Raw genomic sequence first — 15598 nt, forward strand, 5'->3', positions numbered from 1 at the left:
TTGGCATTCACTTCGGGATCATATAGCTAATCGGGGGTCGCTTAACCTTTTGGCGTTTTTTATGGCGCCAACCCGCCAAATCTTGGAGGATCAGCATGACGGAACAAAGCGCGAAACTAACCTTGGGTGAGAAGTCGGTTGACCTGCCGGTCAAAGCCGGAACCATCGGCCCAAGTGTCATTGATATTGGTGCCCTTTATAAGAACACCGCTTCTTTCACTTACGATCCTGGCTTTACCTCGACCGCATCTTGCGAATCCAAGATCACATATATTGACGGCGACGAAGGCGTTCTGCTTCACCGCGGCTATCCGATCGACCAGCTCGCGGAACATGGTGACTTCCTGGAAGTCTGCTATCTGCTGCTTTACGGCGAATTGCCGACGGCAGCTCAGAAAAAGGACTTCGACTATCGCGTCACGCATCACACGATGGTGCATGAACAGATGTCGCGCTTCTTCACCGGTTTCCGTCGCGATGCGCATCCGATGGCCGTCATGTGCGGTTGTGTCGGCGCTCTTTCGGCCTTCTACCACGACTCCACCGACATCACCGATCCGCACCAGCGCATGGTCGCAAGCCTGCGCATGATCGCCAAGATGCCGACGCTTGCCGCCATGGCCTACAAGTACCATATCGGCCAGCCCTTCGTTTACCCGAAGAACGATCTCGACTACGCGTCGAACTTCCTGCGCATGTGCTTTGCCGTTCCTTGCGAGGAATATGTGGTCAATCCGGTGCTTGCACGCGCCATGGACCGCATCTTCATCCTGCATGCCGATCACGAGCAGAACGCTTCGACCTCGACCGTCCGCCTGGCCGGCTCGTCCGGCGCCAATCCGTTCGCCTGCATCGCAGCCGGCATTGCCTGCCTCTGGGGTCCCGCTCATGGCGGCGCCAACGAAGCAGCGCTCAACATGCTGACGGAAATCGGCACGGTTGATCGTATCCCGGAATACATCGCTCGCGCCAAGGACAAGAACGATCCGTTCCGTCTGATGGGCTTCGGTCATCGCGTCTACAAGAACTACGACCCGCGCGCCAAGATCATGCAGAAGACGGCGCACGAAGTTCTCGGCGAACTCGGCATCAAGGACGATCCGCTCCTCGATATCGCGATCGAGCTGGAACATATCGCCCTGACGGACGAGTACTTCATCGAGAAGAAGCTCTACCCGAACGTCGACTTCTACTCCGGCATCACGCTGAAGGCGCTGGGCTTCCCCACGACCATGTTCACCGTTCTGTTCGCTCTCGCCCGCACCGTCGGCTGGATCGCACAGTGGAACGAAATGATCGAGGATCCGCAGCAGCGTATCGGTCGTCCGCGCCAGCTCTACACGGGCGAGCCGAAGCGCGAATACGTTCCGGTTTCCAAGCGCTAAGCCGCTGGACAGACCAACAAAAAACCCGGTCAGAAATGGCCGGGTTTTTTGTTTGCCAGAACATCGAGAACGACGGCCGCCGCCTGTTCGCCCGGCGGCCTCTCGGTCTGCATGCGCTGCCAGACGAGATCGAAACCTTCGAGCATCGCCTTACGCTGCAGTGTATCGCCGGACAGCCGCTCAAGCCAGCGCGCCAGCATGCCGGGGCGCAGCGTCTCGTTGATCTGCTCGGGGATAACAGCGTAATCAGCGATCAGGTTCGGCAAAGCCGCCGTCCAGGTCTTGATGCGCTTGTGGATGATCTTGACGATCCAGTCGGTACTGTAGGTCGACACAACAGGCACGCCGGCAAGACCGAGTTCCAGAAGTACCGTTCCAGAGGCTGCCAGAGCCGCATCCGCCTCAGCAAAGGCGGTCCATTTCGCCTCCTGGCCGACACAAATTTCAGGCTTTGTCTGCCAATTCGAGACGAGATCGCGGACCAGTTGCTCCCTCGGGCCGACCGTGGGCAGGACATAGCGTATTGCATTATTTTGCCGGCTCAGTTCCACGACCGCCTGCTGGAAGATCGGCAAGAGCCTGCTGATTTCGGAGGATCGGGAGCCGGGCAAAAGCATGATCGTCTTTTGCTGATCCTCTCCGGGCAGCGCACGAAGCGCACGTTGGCGACGTGTAGCGATGACGCCCCGGTCCATCACCAGGCGGTGACCGACATAGGTCGTCGCAGGGCCACCAAGCCGGCGCATCACATCGGGCTCGAACGGCAGGACGGCAAGCACGTGGTCCACATAGCCGAGCATTTCCTGCGCGCGATAATCCTTCCACGCCCAGACGCTCGGACAGACGTAGTCGATGATCGGAACGTCCGGCAGCGCCTTGCGCACGGCCCGGGCCACCCGGTGCGTAAAGTCCGGACTGTCGACAATGATCAATATGTCCGGTTTTGCCGCGATGATCGCCGCCGCCGTCTGGCGAATGCGCGCGACAAGGCGCGGAAGGCGCGCAATGACCTGCGTAAAGCCCATAACGGAGAGATCGGAAAAATCGTAGAGGGAGCGCAGTCCCTGCGCCTCCAGCGCGTCCCCGCCAACGCCCACGAGTTCGACAACGCCATTGTAGTTCCGCTTCAGCGCGGCGATGAGATCGCCGCCGAGCAAGTCGCCTGAGACCTCTCCGGCGACGACGGCAATTTTCAAGGGTGCGCCGCTCACATGAACCCCTTCGTGCTCAGTCCGCGATCTATGCCACATACAAACAGTCCCGCAGTATCTGCAGCTTCGATGACAGCTTTTCGATCCAGGATCAACGCACGACCGGCTTCCACAGCGACGCCGGCAAGCCCCGCCTTCTTCGCATTGACAATGGTCGACGCGCCGATGGATGGCAGGTCGGCACGCACGTCCTGCTGCGGCTTGCACAGCTTGACCAGAACTCCGCGCCTGCGGTTGGAAATCCGGCCCTCCGCGCGCAGTGTCGCTACGCGCTCGATCATCTGATCGGTGCCCTCGACACCCTCGAGCGCAACGATGCGCCCGCCAATACTGATAGCGCCCTGCCCGACATCAAGACGCCCCAGAGCGTCGGCGGCCTCCATGGCGCGGGCAATATCATGAAGATCGTCTTCGCCCGGTGACCGGGCTCCGATCGGTCCCGTCGTCGCCAGCAGATCGGGGGCGATCTCATGCGCGCCAATGACCCGCCGTCCCTTGCTTTCGAGAAGGCCGATGACCGTCTTCAGTACCTTGTCGTCACCGCTGGACAGGAGCGCGCGGACGACGCCCGGCATTTTGGCCAGCGTGCGCCATGTCGGCCTGATTTCCCGCCACTCCGGACGGCGGGCAACGCTGCCCGACATCACGATGCGCCCAACACCATATTTATCCAGGATAGCCTCTAATCCCGCAAAATTGCCGATGCCGAGAAGAGCGTGATCGTAGTCGCTCCAATCTCGGTCGGCTTCGTTTCGCAATGCGATGATAACGGGATCTTCGCCGGCATTGCGGGCAGCTGCGGCCACATAGGACGGCAGGAAGCCACTGCCGGCGATGATCGCCAATCTGCCCTTATCCCTTTGGGCGCTTTCTGCCACGTTAGCCTTTCGGTCCCCGGTTCGGAGAGGAAAGAGCACGTTCGCGATCGCCGGCAATGAAATCCAGGATCTCGATCACTTCCTTGCAGTCGACATATTCGTCACGAATGGCAGCCGCATTGTCGCGGATCGATCCCTCGCCCTCGAATATCGCCTTGAAAGCGCGGCGCACGACGTGGATGACCGATCGCTCGATGCCGGCGCGGCTCATGCCCACGACGTTCAGGCCATCGAGGATGCCTGGGTTTCCGTTCAGCATGCCATAAGGAATGACATCGTAGCTGACGGCAGACAGACCGCCGATAAAGGCATTTCGGCCAACACGCGTAAACTGGTGGACGGCACAGCCGCCGCCAAGAATAGCGCGGTCGTCAATGACGACGTGACCCGCCAGCATGACATTGTTGGACATAATGATGTTGTTGCCGAGACGGCAATCATGCGCCACATGCGAATTGGCCAGGAAGAGATTGTTATTGCCGACAATCGTCTTGCCGCCGAAATCCGTGGTGCCGGTGTTCATGGTGACACCTTCGCGGATCGTGCAGTTTTCGCCGACGGTCAGCGTCGTCTCTTCGCCGCCGTGGTGAACGCTCTGCGGATCGCCGCCGACAACCGCATTGGGGAAAATCTTCGTTCCCTTGCCGACGGTCGTCAGGCCGGTCACGATCGCATGCGGATGCAAGACGACATTGTCGTGCAACACCACTTTCGGCCCGACATAGCTGAACGGGCCGATCGTCACGCCCTCTCCCACGACAGCGCCGTCTTCGACTACAGCCGAGGGATGAATGCGGGCGCTCTTTGCTATACCGGTCATGCCTTGTCCTTGCGTACGATCATCGCACCGATATCGGCCTCTGCGACAAGCACACCATCAACCTTTGCGTCGCAATGGAATTTCCAGATATTGCCACGCTGCTTCTGCTTGTTGACATGGTACTCGACGCGATCGCCCGGGACTACCGGCTTGCGGAAGCGGGCATTGTCGATCGTCATGAAGTAGACGAGATTGCCGGACTCGCCTTCCTTGCGCGCGCAGATCGCACCTGCCGTCTGAGCCATGCCTTCGATCAACAATACACCAGGCATGATCGGCTGCTCGGGGAAATGCCCCGTAAACTGCGGCTCGTTGGCGGTTACATTCTTAATTCCGATCGCAGAATTATCACCGTCGATGTCGATGATCCTATCGACAAGAAGGAAGGGATAGCGATGCGGCAGCAGCTTCATGATCTCCAGGATTTCGGCCGATGCCAGAGATTCCTTGGCGTCCTCAGTCATTCTTCTTAACCCCACGTTCCTTATTCCGGCTACCGGTCCTCTTTGCGACCTCGGCCGATTCTCTCAAGAAATCCCACAGCGGACGAGCGGGAATCCCAGCATATCTTTCACCGGGAGGGATATCCGAAATTACACCGCTCTTTGCGCCGATCTGGACACCGTCACCAATAGTAATATGGCCATTCAAACCAGCCTGACCACCGATCTGCACGCCGTTTCCGATCTTCGTGCTACCGGCTATTCCCACCTGGCTCACAATAGCGCAGTGACGGCCAATGCGCACGTTATGGCCAATCTGCACCTGGTTGTCGATCTTCGTGCCTTCGCCGATCACGGTGTCATCCATTGCGCCGCGATCGATCGTCGAATTTGCGCCGACCTCGACGTAATCCTGGATGATGACCCGGCCAATCTGGACGATCTTCACCATCCCGCGTGGCCCGGGCGCATAACCAAAACCATCCTGGCCTATACGCGCACCATTGTGGATGATGACGTTGTTGCCGATGAGCGCACAGAGGACAGTCGCACCGGCGCCAATCGTGCAGTTTCGGCCGATCTTCACGTTGGCGCCAATGACGGCGCCTGCGCGAATGCTCGTGCCTTCCCCGATTTCCGCCCCTCGGCCGATGACGGCCATCGGCTCGACTGTAACATTCGCTTCAAGCTTTGCAGCCGGATCGACAAAAGCCGCCGGCGAGATGGCTTCCGATTGGGACGTCACCGCATCAGGACGAGCAGCCTCCGGATGCAGGAGCAAACCGGCCGTGGCAAAGGCAGTGTGAGGCTTTGATGCAAGAATAACCGGAATATGATCCGGAACGATCGACCTCAGGCCCGGCTCACAGATGAGCGCAGAAGCGCGACAGCTCTCAAGGTCTTTCGAGCTCTTTCGGGAAAGGATGTAGCAGAGATCGCCATCGGTCGCCCGATGCACCGGCGCCACTGACCGAATAACGACGTCGGCATGGGCTTCATCGGCAAGTTCCGCCCCAAGATACTCGGCCAGCTTGCGCAGGCTGACGCCATCATGGGGCGGGAAAAAGCAGTTATGTTCCATCAACAGCTCCAGAACGGTATTTGAACCCGCAATTCTGGTCTGCCGATATCAGAACTGGTTGGCGATGCCAAACCGGAACTGCTGAACCTTGTCGTAATCTTCCTTCACGACAGGCTGTGCGTAGTCAACACGGATCACACCGAAGGGCGACGACCAGATGACACCGAGGCCGAGCGAAGCACGGAGCGAGCTGTCATTGTGCAGCGTATCGCCGAACAAGTCTGCCTTGTTGCCATAGAGCGTACCGGCATCAGCGAATACCGCTGCACGCAGACCGATATCCTGCGGAATACCCGGCATCGGCATGCTGGCTTCAGCAGAAGCGGTGAAGTAGGTCGTGCCGCCGAGCGGGTCGCCATGTGAAGAGCGCGGTCCAATACCCGTGTTCTCAAAGCCGCGAACTTCACGTCCGCCGAGCATGAACTGATCGAAGACATTCAGCGTGTTGCCGCTGGTCGGCAGAACGTAACCGGCACCAACCGTCAGCGATCCGATGATATCGGATTCGTCCGACAGCATCTTATAGTAACGCGCCTTGCCGCTGATCTTGTAGAAGTCGGAGTCGCCGCCGAGACCGGCAAGTTCTTGCGTCGCCTTGGCGATGATACCTTCACGCGGCAGGTTCTGGTCATCCAGCGTGTTGTAGGTGATCGTCTGCGAAACGGAAGACTGCGTCCAAGGGCCGTTCTCGACGAGGTTGATGTACGGACGGGACAGGTTGTCCTGCCAATCGTCAACACCGTCATAGTGAAGCTTCTTGTAGTTGTAACGCAGCGTCGTGGACAGGTCGTCCGTGATCGGCGCCGTTACGCGCAGAGAGAAGCCCTCTTCGCTATAATCGTAGAAGTCGTCGCTCGACGTATCGTTCTTGAAGATATCGAAGCCGGCTGCCAGGCGATAGCCAAGGAAGTAAGGCTCGGTGAACGAAATGTTGTAGGTACGGCTGCCTTCGGTACCAGCACCCGCAGCGATACGAATATACTGGCCGCGACCGAGGAAGTTCTTTTCTTCGACGGAAGCTTCAAGAAGAATACCGCCGTTGTTGCCGACCGAATAACCAGCACCGATGCCGAACGAGCCGGTCGGCTGATCCTCAACGTTGACAACCACGACCACACGGTCCGGCGCGCTGCCCGGAGCGGTCGTAATGTCGACCTTGGTGAAGTAACCGAGCGCGTCAAGACGGCGCTTGGCGCGCGTGATCATTTGCTGGTTGAACGCGTCGCCTTCGTTGATGTCGAATTCGCGGCGGATAACGTAGTCACGCGTACGGGTGTTTCCGCGGATCTCGATACGCTCGACATAGGCGCGCTCGCCCTGGTCGACCAGGTATTCAACACCGATGGTGTTGTTGGAGAAGTTGCGGTTGCCGCGGGGCGTTACGCGCGCGAAGGGGTAACCTGCTGCTGCGACACGCTTGGAAATGTTCTCGATCGAGGTCTGAATGTCCTTGGCGCTGTAGGTATCGCCGGCATGCGTGATGACCAGGCCCTTCAACTCGTCGGCGTTGATACCCTCAACCGTCGAAACAACGTTGATATCGCCGTACTTGTAACGAGGACCTTCCTCGACATTGAAGTTCAGCGTGTATTCGTTGGTCTGCTCATCGAGCGTAGCGTCGGAAGACACGATGCGGAAATCGGCATAACCATGATTGTAGTAGAACTGACGCAGCGCATCTTCGTCGGCATGCTGTTTGTCAGCGCTGTAGACGTCCTTACGGGTCAGGAACGACAGGAAGTTCGACCGCTTGGTCGAAATGACGGCAGCAAGACGACCGTCGCTATAGGCCTGGTTGCCCGTGAAATTGATCTTGGCGATCTTCGTGCGATCGCCTTCGTTGATGACGAATGCAAGATTGACGCGGCCTTCGGCGACGGGAACCACCTGCGTGGTGACCTGAACGTCGTTACGACCGATCACCGCATAGGCGTCCTTGATCGTCTTGACGTCGGCCTGCACCGTATCGGCATTGAAGGGACCAGCCGCGTGGGTCTGAACGATACCCTGCAGCTTGTCGTCCTTGATCTTGCGGTTGCCGTTGAAGACGACGGCGTTGACCAGCTGGTTTTCCTTGACGTTCACAACCAGGGTGCCGCCGGAAACGGTGATATGCACATCGGAGAAATATCCGGTCGCATAGAGCTGCTTGACCGAAGCATCGATGTCGGCATTCGAGAAGGCTTTGCCGGGCTTAATCGTTATGTTGTCGCGAACGGCATCGGCGCCCGTACGGGATGCACCGCGCACATCGACATTCTGGATAACGGCAGCCTCGGCGACGGAGGCAGAAGCAAGAGTTACAACACCCGCGCCAGAAGCAACAACACCAGCAGACAGCGCAACCGCCGATACTGCGTTCAAAAATCTTGAACCAGCCTTCATTTCACTTCTTACCTTTTTTCAGTCGTTCCCAGGTCGAGCGAACCCGATTCCGGCTACGTGTGTCGTTTTACCCGCTTTTGACATACAAGCAAGTGAGCGGGTTAATTTCTGTTTACTTCATTTCGAAGCGTGACCCATTCGCCACTACAGCTTTGAAACATCGTAAATAAATGGTTATTTCCCTCTTTCCGTCCCTCATCCGATCAAGGCGCTAATATCGTTCCAGGTAGCGAAAACCATGAGCGACAGCACCATGGCCAATCCGATCCGAAACGCAATATCCTGCGCACCTGCCCCGAGAGGTTTTCCTCTGACGGCTTCAATCGCATAGAACATCAGATGCCCGCCATCAAGTACCGGAACCGGCATAAGATTCAATAGACCGATCGAAACAGACAGAACGGCGGCAAGCTGGAGTACTGCTGCAATGCCTAGCGTGGCCATCTGACCCGCGGCTTGCGCGACGCGGATCGGCCCGCCCAGCTGGTCTGCCTTCATGTATCCGCCCAGCAGGTTGCCGATATATTCGAACGTGCCGCTGATGATGTGGCCCGTTTGCCTCACTCCTTCAGAAATTGCCTGGAGCGGCGTGAAAGTCTGGGTGCGGAAGTGCCCGACCTCCTGATTGGTCACGATGCCGATGATGCCGACTTCCATCTTATTACCGAACTGGTCGGTCATGTCGGTCGCCTGCGGCACCATCGGGAAATCGCGCTTCTCACCGTTACGCTCAACGGTCACGACGATATGATGGCCCGGGCGGATGCTGACATAGCGGCGCACATCGTCGAAGGTCTCGACCTTGCTGCCGTCGATGGCGACCAGGAGGTCTCCGGGCTGAATGCCGGCCTGGGCGGCCGCGCTGTCGGCCTTGACCTCGGCAACCACGGGATCGGCCACAGGCCGCCCGTAGATGGCAAAGAGCACGGCAAAGATCGCAATGGCGAGAATGAAGTTCGCGATCGGCCCGGCGGCAACTGTCGCGGCCCGCTTCCAAAGCTTGGCGCCGGCGAAGGATTGCGCCCGCTCTGCCTCGGTCATCGCCTCGACCATGTCCATATCCGGCTTGCTCGAGGCATCCTCGTCGCCGAAGAAGCGCACATAGCCGCCAAGCGGTATAGCCGAAAGCTTCCACCGTGTGCCATGCCTGTCCGAGAAGCCGAGAAGCTCCGGGCCGAATCCGATGGAGAAGGCAACGACCCGAATGCCGGACAAGCGACCAATGAGGTAGTGGCCCATCTCGTGCACGAAGACCAATAGAGACAGAACCAGAACGAACGGAACGATATAGCCCGTAAAGAAGCCGATGATACTCGTCACGCTACCCATGAAACGATCCCGCCTGATTTGAGTTCAGACACCGAGCAATACCCCGCCCAGTGACACCGTTTCGCCATCCGTTGCCAGCGACAGCACGATAGCCAACAAAAAGGCCGCAAAACAAGCAAAAATTAGACCATCGACCCTATCCATCACTCCGCCATGGCCAGGAATGAGGTGACTGGAGTCCTTGACGCCGAATCGTCGCTTGATGAAGGATTCGAAAAGATCGCCTGCCTGGCTGCAGATGGAGAGAAGGAGAGCCACTCCGGCAACCCATAAACCCGTGCCGAGAAAGAAGTACCAGACTACGGCGCTACCTGCGATCACGGCTGCAACAGCGCCACCGATCGCCCCTGACCACGTCTTGCCGGGCGATATGCGCGGCGCAAGCTTGGCGCCTCCGATCGCACGTCCGACGAAATAAGCGAATATGTCAGTCGCCCACACGGTCGCGAAGACGAACAGCATGACCGCGAAACCACGGAAATCGTCATCGCGAATCTCGGAAAGGGCAATACAGGTCAGTCCCGCATAGAGCACGCCGCCGGGAAGCCACCAGCTCTTTCGTCGAGCGGCGACCAGTATGGCAGTCACCAAGACAAACAGGCAGAGCGCGGCGACAGCATATACCGGCTCCTCAGCCAGGGTTGCGGCAGCGATCGCGGCAAGGCCGAGCCAGGCGATTGCATTGCCCTGCGGGTCGCGGCCATGCAGCCCTGTGATCGTCGACCATTCGTAATAGACGAGCAAGGCAATCACTGATGCCAGCAAACGGAAGGCCAAACCGCCACACCAGGTGGCCGCAAGGACAACGATAGCAAGGATGATCCCGGAGACGATACGCAGCCTCAGTTCGCGGCTCATCAGGACCCCACGGCGGCGGCGGGCTTGGCGGAAAGGCCGCCGAAGCGACGGTCGCGCGCCGCATATTTCTCAAGGGCTGAAAGGAACAGATCGCGGCTGAAGTCCGGCCAGTATTCGGGCATGAACATGAATTCCGAATAGGCCGCCTGCCAGAGAAGGAAGTTCGAAAGACGTTCCTCACCGCTGGTCCGAATGATCAGATCAGGGTCGGGAATGCCTGCAGTGTCCAGCCTTCCGTCGATCAGAGCCGGAGTGATGTCCTGCGCGCGCAGTCGACCCGCTTCTACCTCTTTGGCAAGGCTGACGACGGCACGCGCGATCTCGTCCCGCGAGCCGTAGTTGAAGGCTATGACCAGCGTCAGCGCCGTATTATCCTTCGTCGTCTCCTCGGCCTCGATCAGAAGCGGCAGGATATCGCTACGCAGATTGTAGCGATCGCCGATAACGCGAATGCGCACATTCTGCCTGTGGAGCTCTGCCAGATCACGCCGGATGAACGCCTTCAACAGGCCTAGCAAATCGGTGACCTCAGTCTCCGGCCGGCGCCAATTCTCGGAGGAGAAGGCGAACAATGTCAGATATTTTATGCCGACATCGCCCGCTGCGCGCACAGTCTCCCGCACCGCTTCCACACCCTTGCGATGACCCATCGTGCGCGGCAAGCCGCGCGCATTGGCCCATCGGCCATTGCCATCCATGATGATGGCAACATGCTCAGGTATGCGCGAAAACGTGGAGTTTGTCATATGGATCCGGTTTCGTTCGGGCAGGAAGGCGCGGGTATCAGCAGATACTTTAGACCTGCATGATTTCCTTTTCCTTCTCCGCTAGCAAGCGGTCGATATCGGAAATCATATCATCCGTCATCTTCTGCACTTTTTCCGACTGCGCCCGGCTTTCGTCCTGACCGAGCACGCCATCCTTCTCGGCCTTCTTCAGACCGTCCATGCCGTCGCGGCGAACGTGGCGGATCGCGACCTTTGCCTTCTCGGCATAGTCGTGCGCAACCTTGACCAGCGAGCGGCGACGCTCTTCGTTGAGTTCCGGAAGCGGAATGCGCAGGCTCTGGCCGTCAACGATCGGATTAAGACCAAGGTTCGATTCGCGAATCCCGCGCTCGACCGCGCCGACCATCGACTTGTCCCAGACCGAAACCGTGAGCATGCGCGGCTCGGGAACGGTGATGTTGGCAACCTGGTTGAGCGGCACGCGCGATCCATAGGCTTCAAGTGTCACCGGATCGAGAATGTTGGCAGATGCGCGCCCCGTACGCAAAGACGCGATATCGCTCTTGAAGGCCGAGACGGCGCCATCCATGCGGCGCTTCAGTTCCTTGAGGTCGGTGTTGTCACTCATTGTCATAACTCCATATTTTGAACAGCGCCGTTCAAGGCCTGACGCTGCGGAATTCTCAATTGTCCGATACGATGGTCTTGCGGCCCCCGCCGGTCAAGATTTCTGCGAAGCCGCCTTTCTCGTGAATCGAGAAAACGACGATCGGAATGCTGTTTTCGCGAGCAAGCGCCACGGCAGCAATATCCATCACGGCAAGCCCCTTTTCCAGGACCTGGCTGTGGGTCAGATGATCGAACCGCTCGGCATCCGGCACCTTCTTCGGATCGGCAGAATAGATACCATCGACCTGCGTTCCCTTGAAGATCGCTTCGGCACCCATTTCTGCAGCCCTGAGAGCAGCAGCCGAATCGGTGGTGAAAAAGGGATTCCCCGTCCCGCCGGCAAAGATGACCACACGGCCAAGCGACAGATGATAGAGCGTTGCGCGCTGCGAAAAACTCTCGCAGATTTCGGGCATTGCGATGGCGGAGAGAACGACGGTATCGATATTCAGCTTGCGCAAGGAGGTTGCGAGCGCCAGCGCGTTGATGATGGTCGCCAGCATGCCCATGTGGTCACCGGTTACCCGATCGCCGCCTTTGGACGCGACCGCTACGCCGCGAAAGATGTTGCCGCCACCGACGACGACGCCGACCTCGACCCCCATTTCGCGCGCTTCCGCAATATCCGAAGCAATGCGGTCAGCAACAGCGACATCAATTCCGAAACCCTGGCTCCCCATAAGGGCTTCGCCGGAGGCCTTAAGCAATACGCGCTTGTAAATGGGCTGGGACATATTGACTCCTCGAAATGATCGTGAAAGCCGGATACACGAAGGGCACCGCGTTGTCACGCGATGCCCTTCGGTTTTCCTTTGGTATGATCCGCAGATCAGCCCTTGGCGACAGCTGCGACTTCAGCTGCGAAGTCCGTCTCTTCCTTCTCGACGCCTTCGCCGAGGAGAAGACGGGCCATGCCGACGACTTCGATCTTCGCGCCAGCTTCCTTTTCAGCAGCCTGGACAGCAGCGCCGACCGTCAGGTCGGGGTTGATGACGAAGGCCTGCGAGAGAAGAGCGACTTCCTCGAAGAACTTGCGCATGCGGCCATCGACCATCTTCTCGATGATGGCGTCCGGCTTACCGGATTCGCGAGCCTGTTCGATGAACACGTTGCGCTCGCGCTCGGCAACAGCAGCGTCGACTTCTTCGGCGCGGATAGCGAGCGGGTTGGTCGCAGCGATGTGCATGGCAACCTGGCGGCCGATCGACGTCAGAACGGCCTTGTCGCCTTCGGACTTGAGGGCAACGAGAACGCCGAGCTTGCCGATGCCGTCGCCGGCAGCGTTGTGGATGTAGGTCGCGACAACGCCGTGCTCGACTTCGAGCTTGGCAGCGCGACGGAGCGTCATGTTTTCGCCGATCGTCGCGATTGCGTCCTTGATGGTGTCGGCGACCGGCTTGCCGGATGCCGGGTAGGTCGCAGCAGCGATAGCTTCAACCGTGCCGTTGGTCGACAGGGCAACTTCGGCGATGCCGCGAACGAGGTCCTGGAAGGCATCGTTGCGGGCAACGAAGTCGGTTTCCGAGTTGAGCTCGACGACGACAGCCTTGTGACCTGCGCCGGCAATGGCGACCAGGCCTTCAGCGGCAGCGCGGCCCGCCTTCTTGTCGGCCTTGGAGATGCCCTTCGCACGCAGCCAGTCGATCGATGCTTCGATGTCGCCGTTGTTTTCGACCAGCGCCTTCTTGCAGTCCATCATGCCTGCGCCAGACTTTTCGCGCAGTTCCTTCACCAGTGCAGCCGTAATCTCGGTCATAAGCTTCCTCTTGTCGGTTCAAACGGTGGCCCGCGAAAGGCGTGCGGCACCGGATTGAGGCACGAAATGTACCTGAATGTATGACAGCGTGATGAAAGACGCGTCATAACGAAACTCGTATGGCGACGGGCAGATCTCCCTCGCCTGAAACAGTCAAGGCCGCCGAACTTCTAGGAGTCGCGAGCGGCCTTTCCCAATCTCTGGAAAGCACAGCGGACCTTTTGGTCCGCCTGCTTCTTTATCAGGCTTCGGCTTCGCCTTCGAGCGCCGGTTCCATCGGAACTTCAGCGGAAGCACCGAGATCGCGGCCGGAAGCGCCCTGCTGGCGAGCAATGCCGTCGATGGCAGCGCGCGAGATCAGTTCGCAATAGAGAGCGATGGCGCGCGAAGCGTCGTCGTTACCCGGGATCGGGTAGTCGATCAGGTCCGGATCGCAGTTGCTGTCGATGATGGCAACAACCGGGATGCCAAGGCGCTTGGCTTCGTCGATCGCGATCTTTTCCTTGTTGGTGTCGATGATGAACATCAGGTCCGGGGTGCCGCCCATATCGCGGATACCGCCGAGAGCCTTGTCGAGCTTTTCGCGCTCGCGCTCAAGGTTCAGACGTTCCTTCTTGGTGAAACCCTGGGCTTCGCCGTTCAGGATTTCGTCGAGCTTGCGCAGACGCTGGATCGAGTTGGAGATCGTCTTCCAGTTCGTCATCATGCCGCCGAGCCAACGCGAGTTGACGTAGTACTGGGCGGAACGCTTGGCCGAATCAGCGATGAGCTCGGAAGCCTGACGCTTGGTGCCGACGAAGAGAACACGGCCGCCGCGAGCAACGGTGTCGCTGACGACCTGCAGGGCGCGCGACAGCATCGGAACGGTCTGAGCCAGGTCGATGATGTGGATGTTGTTACGATCGCCGAAAATGTACGGCTTCATCTTCGGGTTCCAGCGGTGAGTCTGGTGGCCGAAGTGGACGCCTGCTTCGAGAAGCTGGCGCATAGAGAAATCGGGCAATGCCATGCCTTTTTATCCTTTTCCGGTTGAACCTCCGCAAGGCGAACAGCATCCTCTTCGAAGATGCCACCGGGCGGAACGATCCGGATTTCTCCCGGACAATCCCATGCCTTACGTGTGGAATGCGGCTGCCCTTACCCTCCTCTGAGGGCAAAAGCAAGACTTATGACAGAAAAATTACCGAAAACGGCGCAGACTCACCGAGCCTACTTGCAGGCCTTGGTGTCCAGCACTTCAAGCTTCGAGAGCTTGCCCGTCAGGACGAAGTCGCCATAGTCCATGGTCAGATCGCGCGTGATGCCGTTCTCGTAGAGCTTGAACGACATGCGGTATACGGGCATCGCATCGCCGCTGCTCTTCTCATTGAAATAGGCAACCGTTACCGGCCAGAACGGCGTCTTAGCGAAGGCTCCTGCCTTATCGGCATCCGCGTCATCGGCCGCCGGCGTTTCCTGCTTGCCGACGACGGTCGTTGCCACCAGCGACTTGTCGCCATCATCGGAACCATCGAAAACGCGGGCTTCGAAGAAGTTCTTGCCGATCTTCGCATTCTGGATGATGTCCAGCATGTGCTCGGTCGGGAAGCGGCTCTCGGCCAGGTCCACCTCCTTGGTGGCCGGCTGGGTGAGTTCGACCTTGACGCCCTTCTGGTCGTCCTCTGCAGCGCCCCTTACATCCTTGTCGAGCTGCTCGTCAGTGAACGACTTTGTCTCGAACCGGAAAATGCGCTTCGTGAGATCCTCGAAGGTCGTCGTCTGCTGGTCGCTCAGGCGTGTCGAATCGCCCGTATCGATCTGGGTGACAAAACGGAAATTGGTCGTGAAGCCGGTGCAATCAGAGCCGTCGAACTCGTAGACCATCCGTCCGTACATGCCGGAAATGCCGGAGCGATCGGAAGCATCCTTGAGTTCGAGATCATAGACCGCGCGATGGGCGATGAGGCCGCTCGGACCGGCTGCAAATGCCGATGGCGCAGGAAGAACCGCAAAGCTCGCACCCGAAACCAGAACAGCGGCAAGACTCGAGCGGAACATTCATTATCTCCTATTGGA

At 58.7% G+C, this 15598-nt stretch carries 15 protein-coding genes; 1 reads left to right on the forward strand and 14 read right to left on the reverse strand.

The genetic code is table 11. From position 1 onward, the window contains the following. Positions 1-95 precede the first annotated feature (95 nt). A complete protein-coding gene (gltA, locus tag EV561_RS18935; protein WP_132523857.1) occupies positions 96-1385 on the forward strand; it encodes a citrate synthase in 1290 nt (429 codons plus the stop codon). A gap of 29 nt (positions 1386-1414) precedes the next feature. On the opposite strand, the gene lpxB is transcribed toward gltA, so the two are convergent. From lpxB to EV561_RS19005, 14 genes are all read right to left on the reverse strand, one after another. Then, positions 1415-2596 carry a lipid-A-disaccharide synthase gene (gene lpxB, locus EV561_RS18940; protein WP_132523858.1) on the reverse strand — a complete coding sequence of 394 codons (1182 nt, stop codon included), beginning with the start codon at positions 2594-2596 and terminating at the stop codon, positions 1415-1417. Then, positions 2593-3474 carry an LpxI family protein gene (locus tag EV561_RS18945; RefSeq protein WP_132523859.1) on the reverse strand — a complete coding sequence of 294 codons (882 nt, stop codon included), beginning with the start codon at positions 3472-3474 and terminating at the stop codon, positions 2593-2595. Before EV561_RS18945 ends, lpxB begins: the two co-directional genes overlap by 4 nt. 1 nt (position 3475) lies before the next feature. Then, positions 3476-4294 (reverse strand): acyl-ACP--UDP-N-acetylglucosamine O-acyltransferase, encoded by an 819-nt coding sequence (gene lpxA, locus EV561_RS18950; RefSeq protein ID WP_132523860.1) that lies wholly within the window; start codon positions 4292-4294, stop codon positions 3476-3478. Beyond that, positions 4291-4758: a 3-hydroxyacyl-ACP dehydratase FabZ gene (gene fabZ, locus EV561_RS18955; protein ID WP_132523861.1), complete on the reverse strand. Its 468-nt coding sequence runs from the start codon at positions 4756-4758 to the stop codon at positions 4291-4293. The genes lpxA and fabZ overlap by 4 nt, the downstream gene beginning before the upstream one ends. After that, positions 4751-5818, reverse strand: coding sequence for a UDP-3-O-(3-hydroxymyristoyl)glucosamine N-acyltransferase (lpxD, locus tag EV561_RS18960; protein ID WP_132523862.1), 1068 nt, complete (start codon positions 5816-5818; stop codon positions 4751-4753). Before lpxD ends, fabZ begins: the two co-directional genes overlap by 8 nt. Positions 5819-5866: 48 nt before the next feature. After that, positions 5867-8203: an outer membrane protein assembly factor BamA gene (gene bamA, locus EV561_RS18965; RefSeq protein ID WP_132523863.1), complete on the reverse strand. Its 2337-nt coding sequence runs from the start codon at positions 8201-8203 to the stop codon at positions 5867-5869. Between the two features lie 195 nt (positions 8204-8398). Beyond that, entirely contained in the window at positions 8399-9532 is a 1134-nt protein-coding gene (rseP, locus tag EV561_RS18970) for an RIP metalloprotease RseP (RefSeq protein WP_132523864.1), read from the reverse strand. Between the two features lie 24 nt (positions 9533-9556). After that, complete coding sequence (locus EV561_RS18975; protein WP_132523865.1) at positions 9557-10390, reverse strand: phosphatidate cytidylyltransferase; 834 nt, start codon at positions 10388-10390, stop codon at positions 9557-9559. After that, positions 10390-11136, reverse strand: coding sequence for an isoprenyl transferase (locus EV561_RS18980; RefSeq protein ID WP_132523866.1), 747 nt, complete (start codon positions 11134-11136; stop codon positions 10390-10392). The genes EV561_RS18975 and EV561_RS18980 overlap by 1 nt, the downstream gene beginning before the upstream one ends. A gap of 49 nt (positions 11137-11185) precedes the next feature. Then, on the reverse strand, positions 11186-11746 hold the full coding sequence (gene frr, locus EV561_RS18985) for a ribosome recycling factor (protein ID WP_132523867.1): 561 nt from the start codon (positions 11744-11746) through the stop codon (positions 11186-11188). A gap of 55 nt (positions 11747-11801) precedes the next feature. Further along, a complete protein-coding gene (pyrH, locus tag EV561_RS18990) occupies positions 11802-12521 on the reverse strand; it encodes a UMP kinase (protein WP_132523868.1) in 720 nt (239 codons plus the stop codon). Positions 12522-12616: 95 nt separating this feature from the next. Beyond that, on the reverse strand, positions 12617-13543 hold the full coding sequence (gene tsf, locus EV561_RS18995; RefSeq protein ID WP_132523869.1) for a translation elongation factor Ts: 927 nt from the start codon (positions 13541-13543) through the stop codon (positions 12617-12619). A 241-nt stretch (positions 13544-13784) separates the two neighbouring features. After that, positions 13785-14552, reverse strand: a complete 768-nt coding sequence (gene rpsB, locus EV561_RS19000; protein WP_132523870.1) for a 30S ribosomal protein S2 — start codon at positions 14550-14552, stop codon at positions 13785-13787. Between the two features lie 200 nt (positions 14553-14752). Next, entirely contained in the window at positions 14753-15580 is an 828-nt protein-coding gene (locus EV561_RS19005; RefSeq protein WP_132523871.1) for a cell envelope integrity EipB family protein, read from the reverse strand. Positions 15581-15598 lie beyond the last annotated feature (18 nt).

The sequence above is a fragment of the Rhizobium sp. BK376 genome (assembly GCF_004341625.1).
In the GTDB taxonomy this organism is placed as follows: domain Bacteria; phylum Pseudomonadota; class Alphaproteobacteria; order Rhizobiales; family Rhizobiaceae; genus Rhizobium.

Bases quoted from the DNA above. Each gene is read 5' to 3' on its own strand.
- gltA (WP_132523857.1), top strand. From the start codon at position 96: ATGACGGAACAAAGCGCGAAACTAACCTTGGGTGAGAAGTCGGTTGAC.
- lpxA (WP_132523860.1), bottom strand. From the start codon at position 4,294: ATGACCGGTATAGCAAAGAGCGCCCGCATTCATCCCTCGGCTGTAGTC.
- fabZ (WP_132523861.1), bottom strand. From the start codon at position 4,758: ATGACTGAGGACGCCAAGGAATCTCTGGCATCGGCCGAAATCCTGGAG.
- lpxD (WP_132523862.1), bottom strand. From the start codon at position 5,818: ATGGAACATAACTGCTTTTTCCCGCCCCATGATGGCGTCAGCCTGCGC.
- bamA (WP_132523863.1), bottom strand. From the start codon at position 8,203: ATGAAGGCTGGTTCAAGATTTTTGAACGCAGTATCGGCGGTTGCGCTG.
- rseP (WP_132523864.1), bottom strand. From the start codon at position 9,532: ATGGGTAGCGTGACGAGTATCATCGGCTTCTTTACGGGCTATATCGTT.
- EV561_RS18975 (WP_132523865.1), bottom strand. From the start codon at position 10,390: ATGAGCCGCGAACTGAGGCTGCGTATCGTCTCCGGGATCATCCTTGCT.
- EV561_RS18980 (WP_132523866.1), bottom strand. From the start codon at position 11,136: ATGACAAACTCCACGTTTTCGCGCATACCTGAGCATGTTGCCATCATC.
- frr (WP_132523867.1), bottom strand. From the start codon at position 11,746: ATGAGTGACAACACCGACCTCAAGGAACTGAAGCGCCGCATGGATGGC.
- pyrH (WP_132523868.1), bottom strand. From the start codon at position 12,521: ATGTCCCAGCCCATTTACAAGCGCGTATTGCTTAAGGCCTCCGGCGAA.
- tsf (WP_132523869.1), bottom strand. From the start codon at position 13,543: ATGACCGAGATTACGGCTGCACTGGTGAAGGAACTGCGCGAAAAGTCT.
- rpsB (WP_132523870.1), bottom strand. From the start codon at position 14,552: ATGGCATTGCCCGATTTCTCTATGCGCCAGCTTCTCGAAGCAGGCGTC.
- EV561_RS19005 (WP_132523871.1), bottom strand. From the start codon at position 15,580: ATGTTCCGCTCGAGTCTTGCCGCTGTTCTGGTTTCGGGTGCGAGCTTT.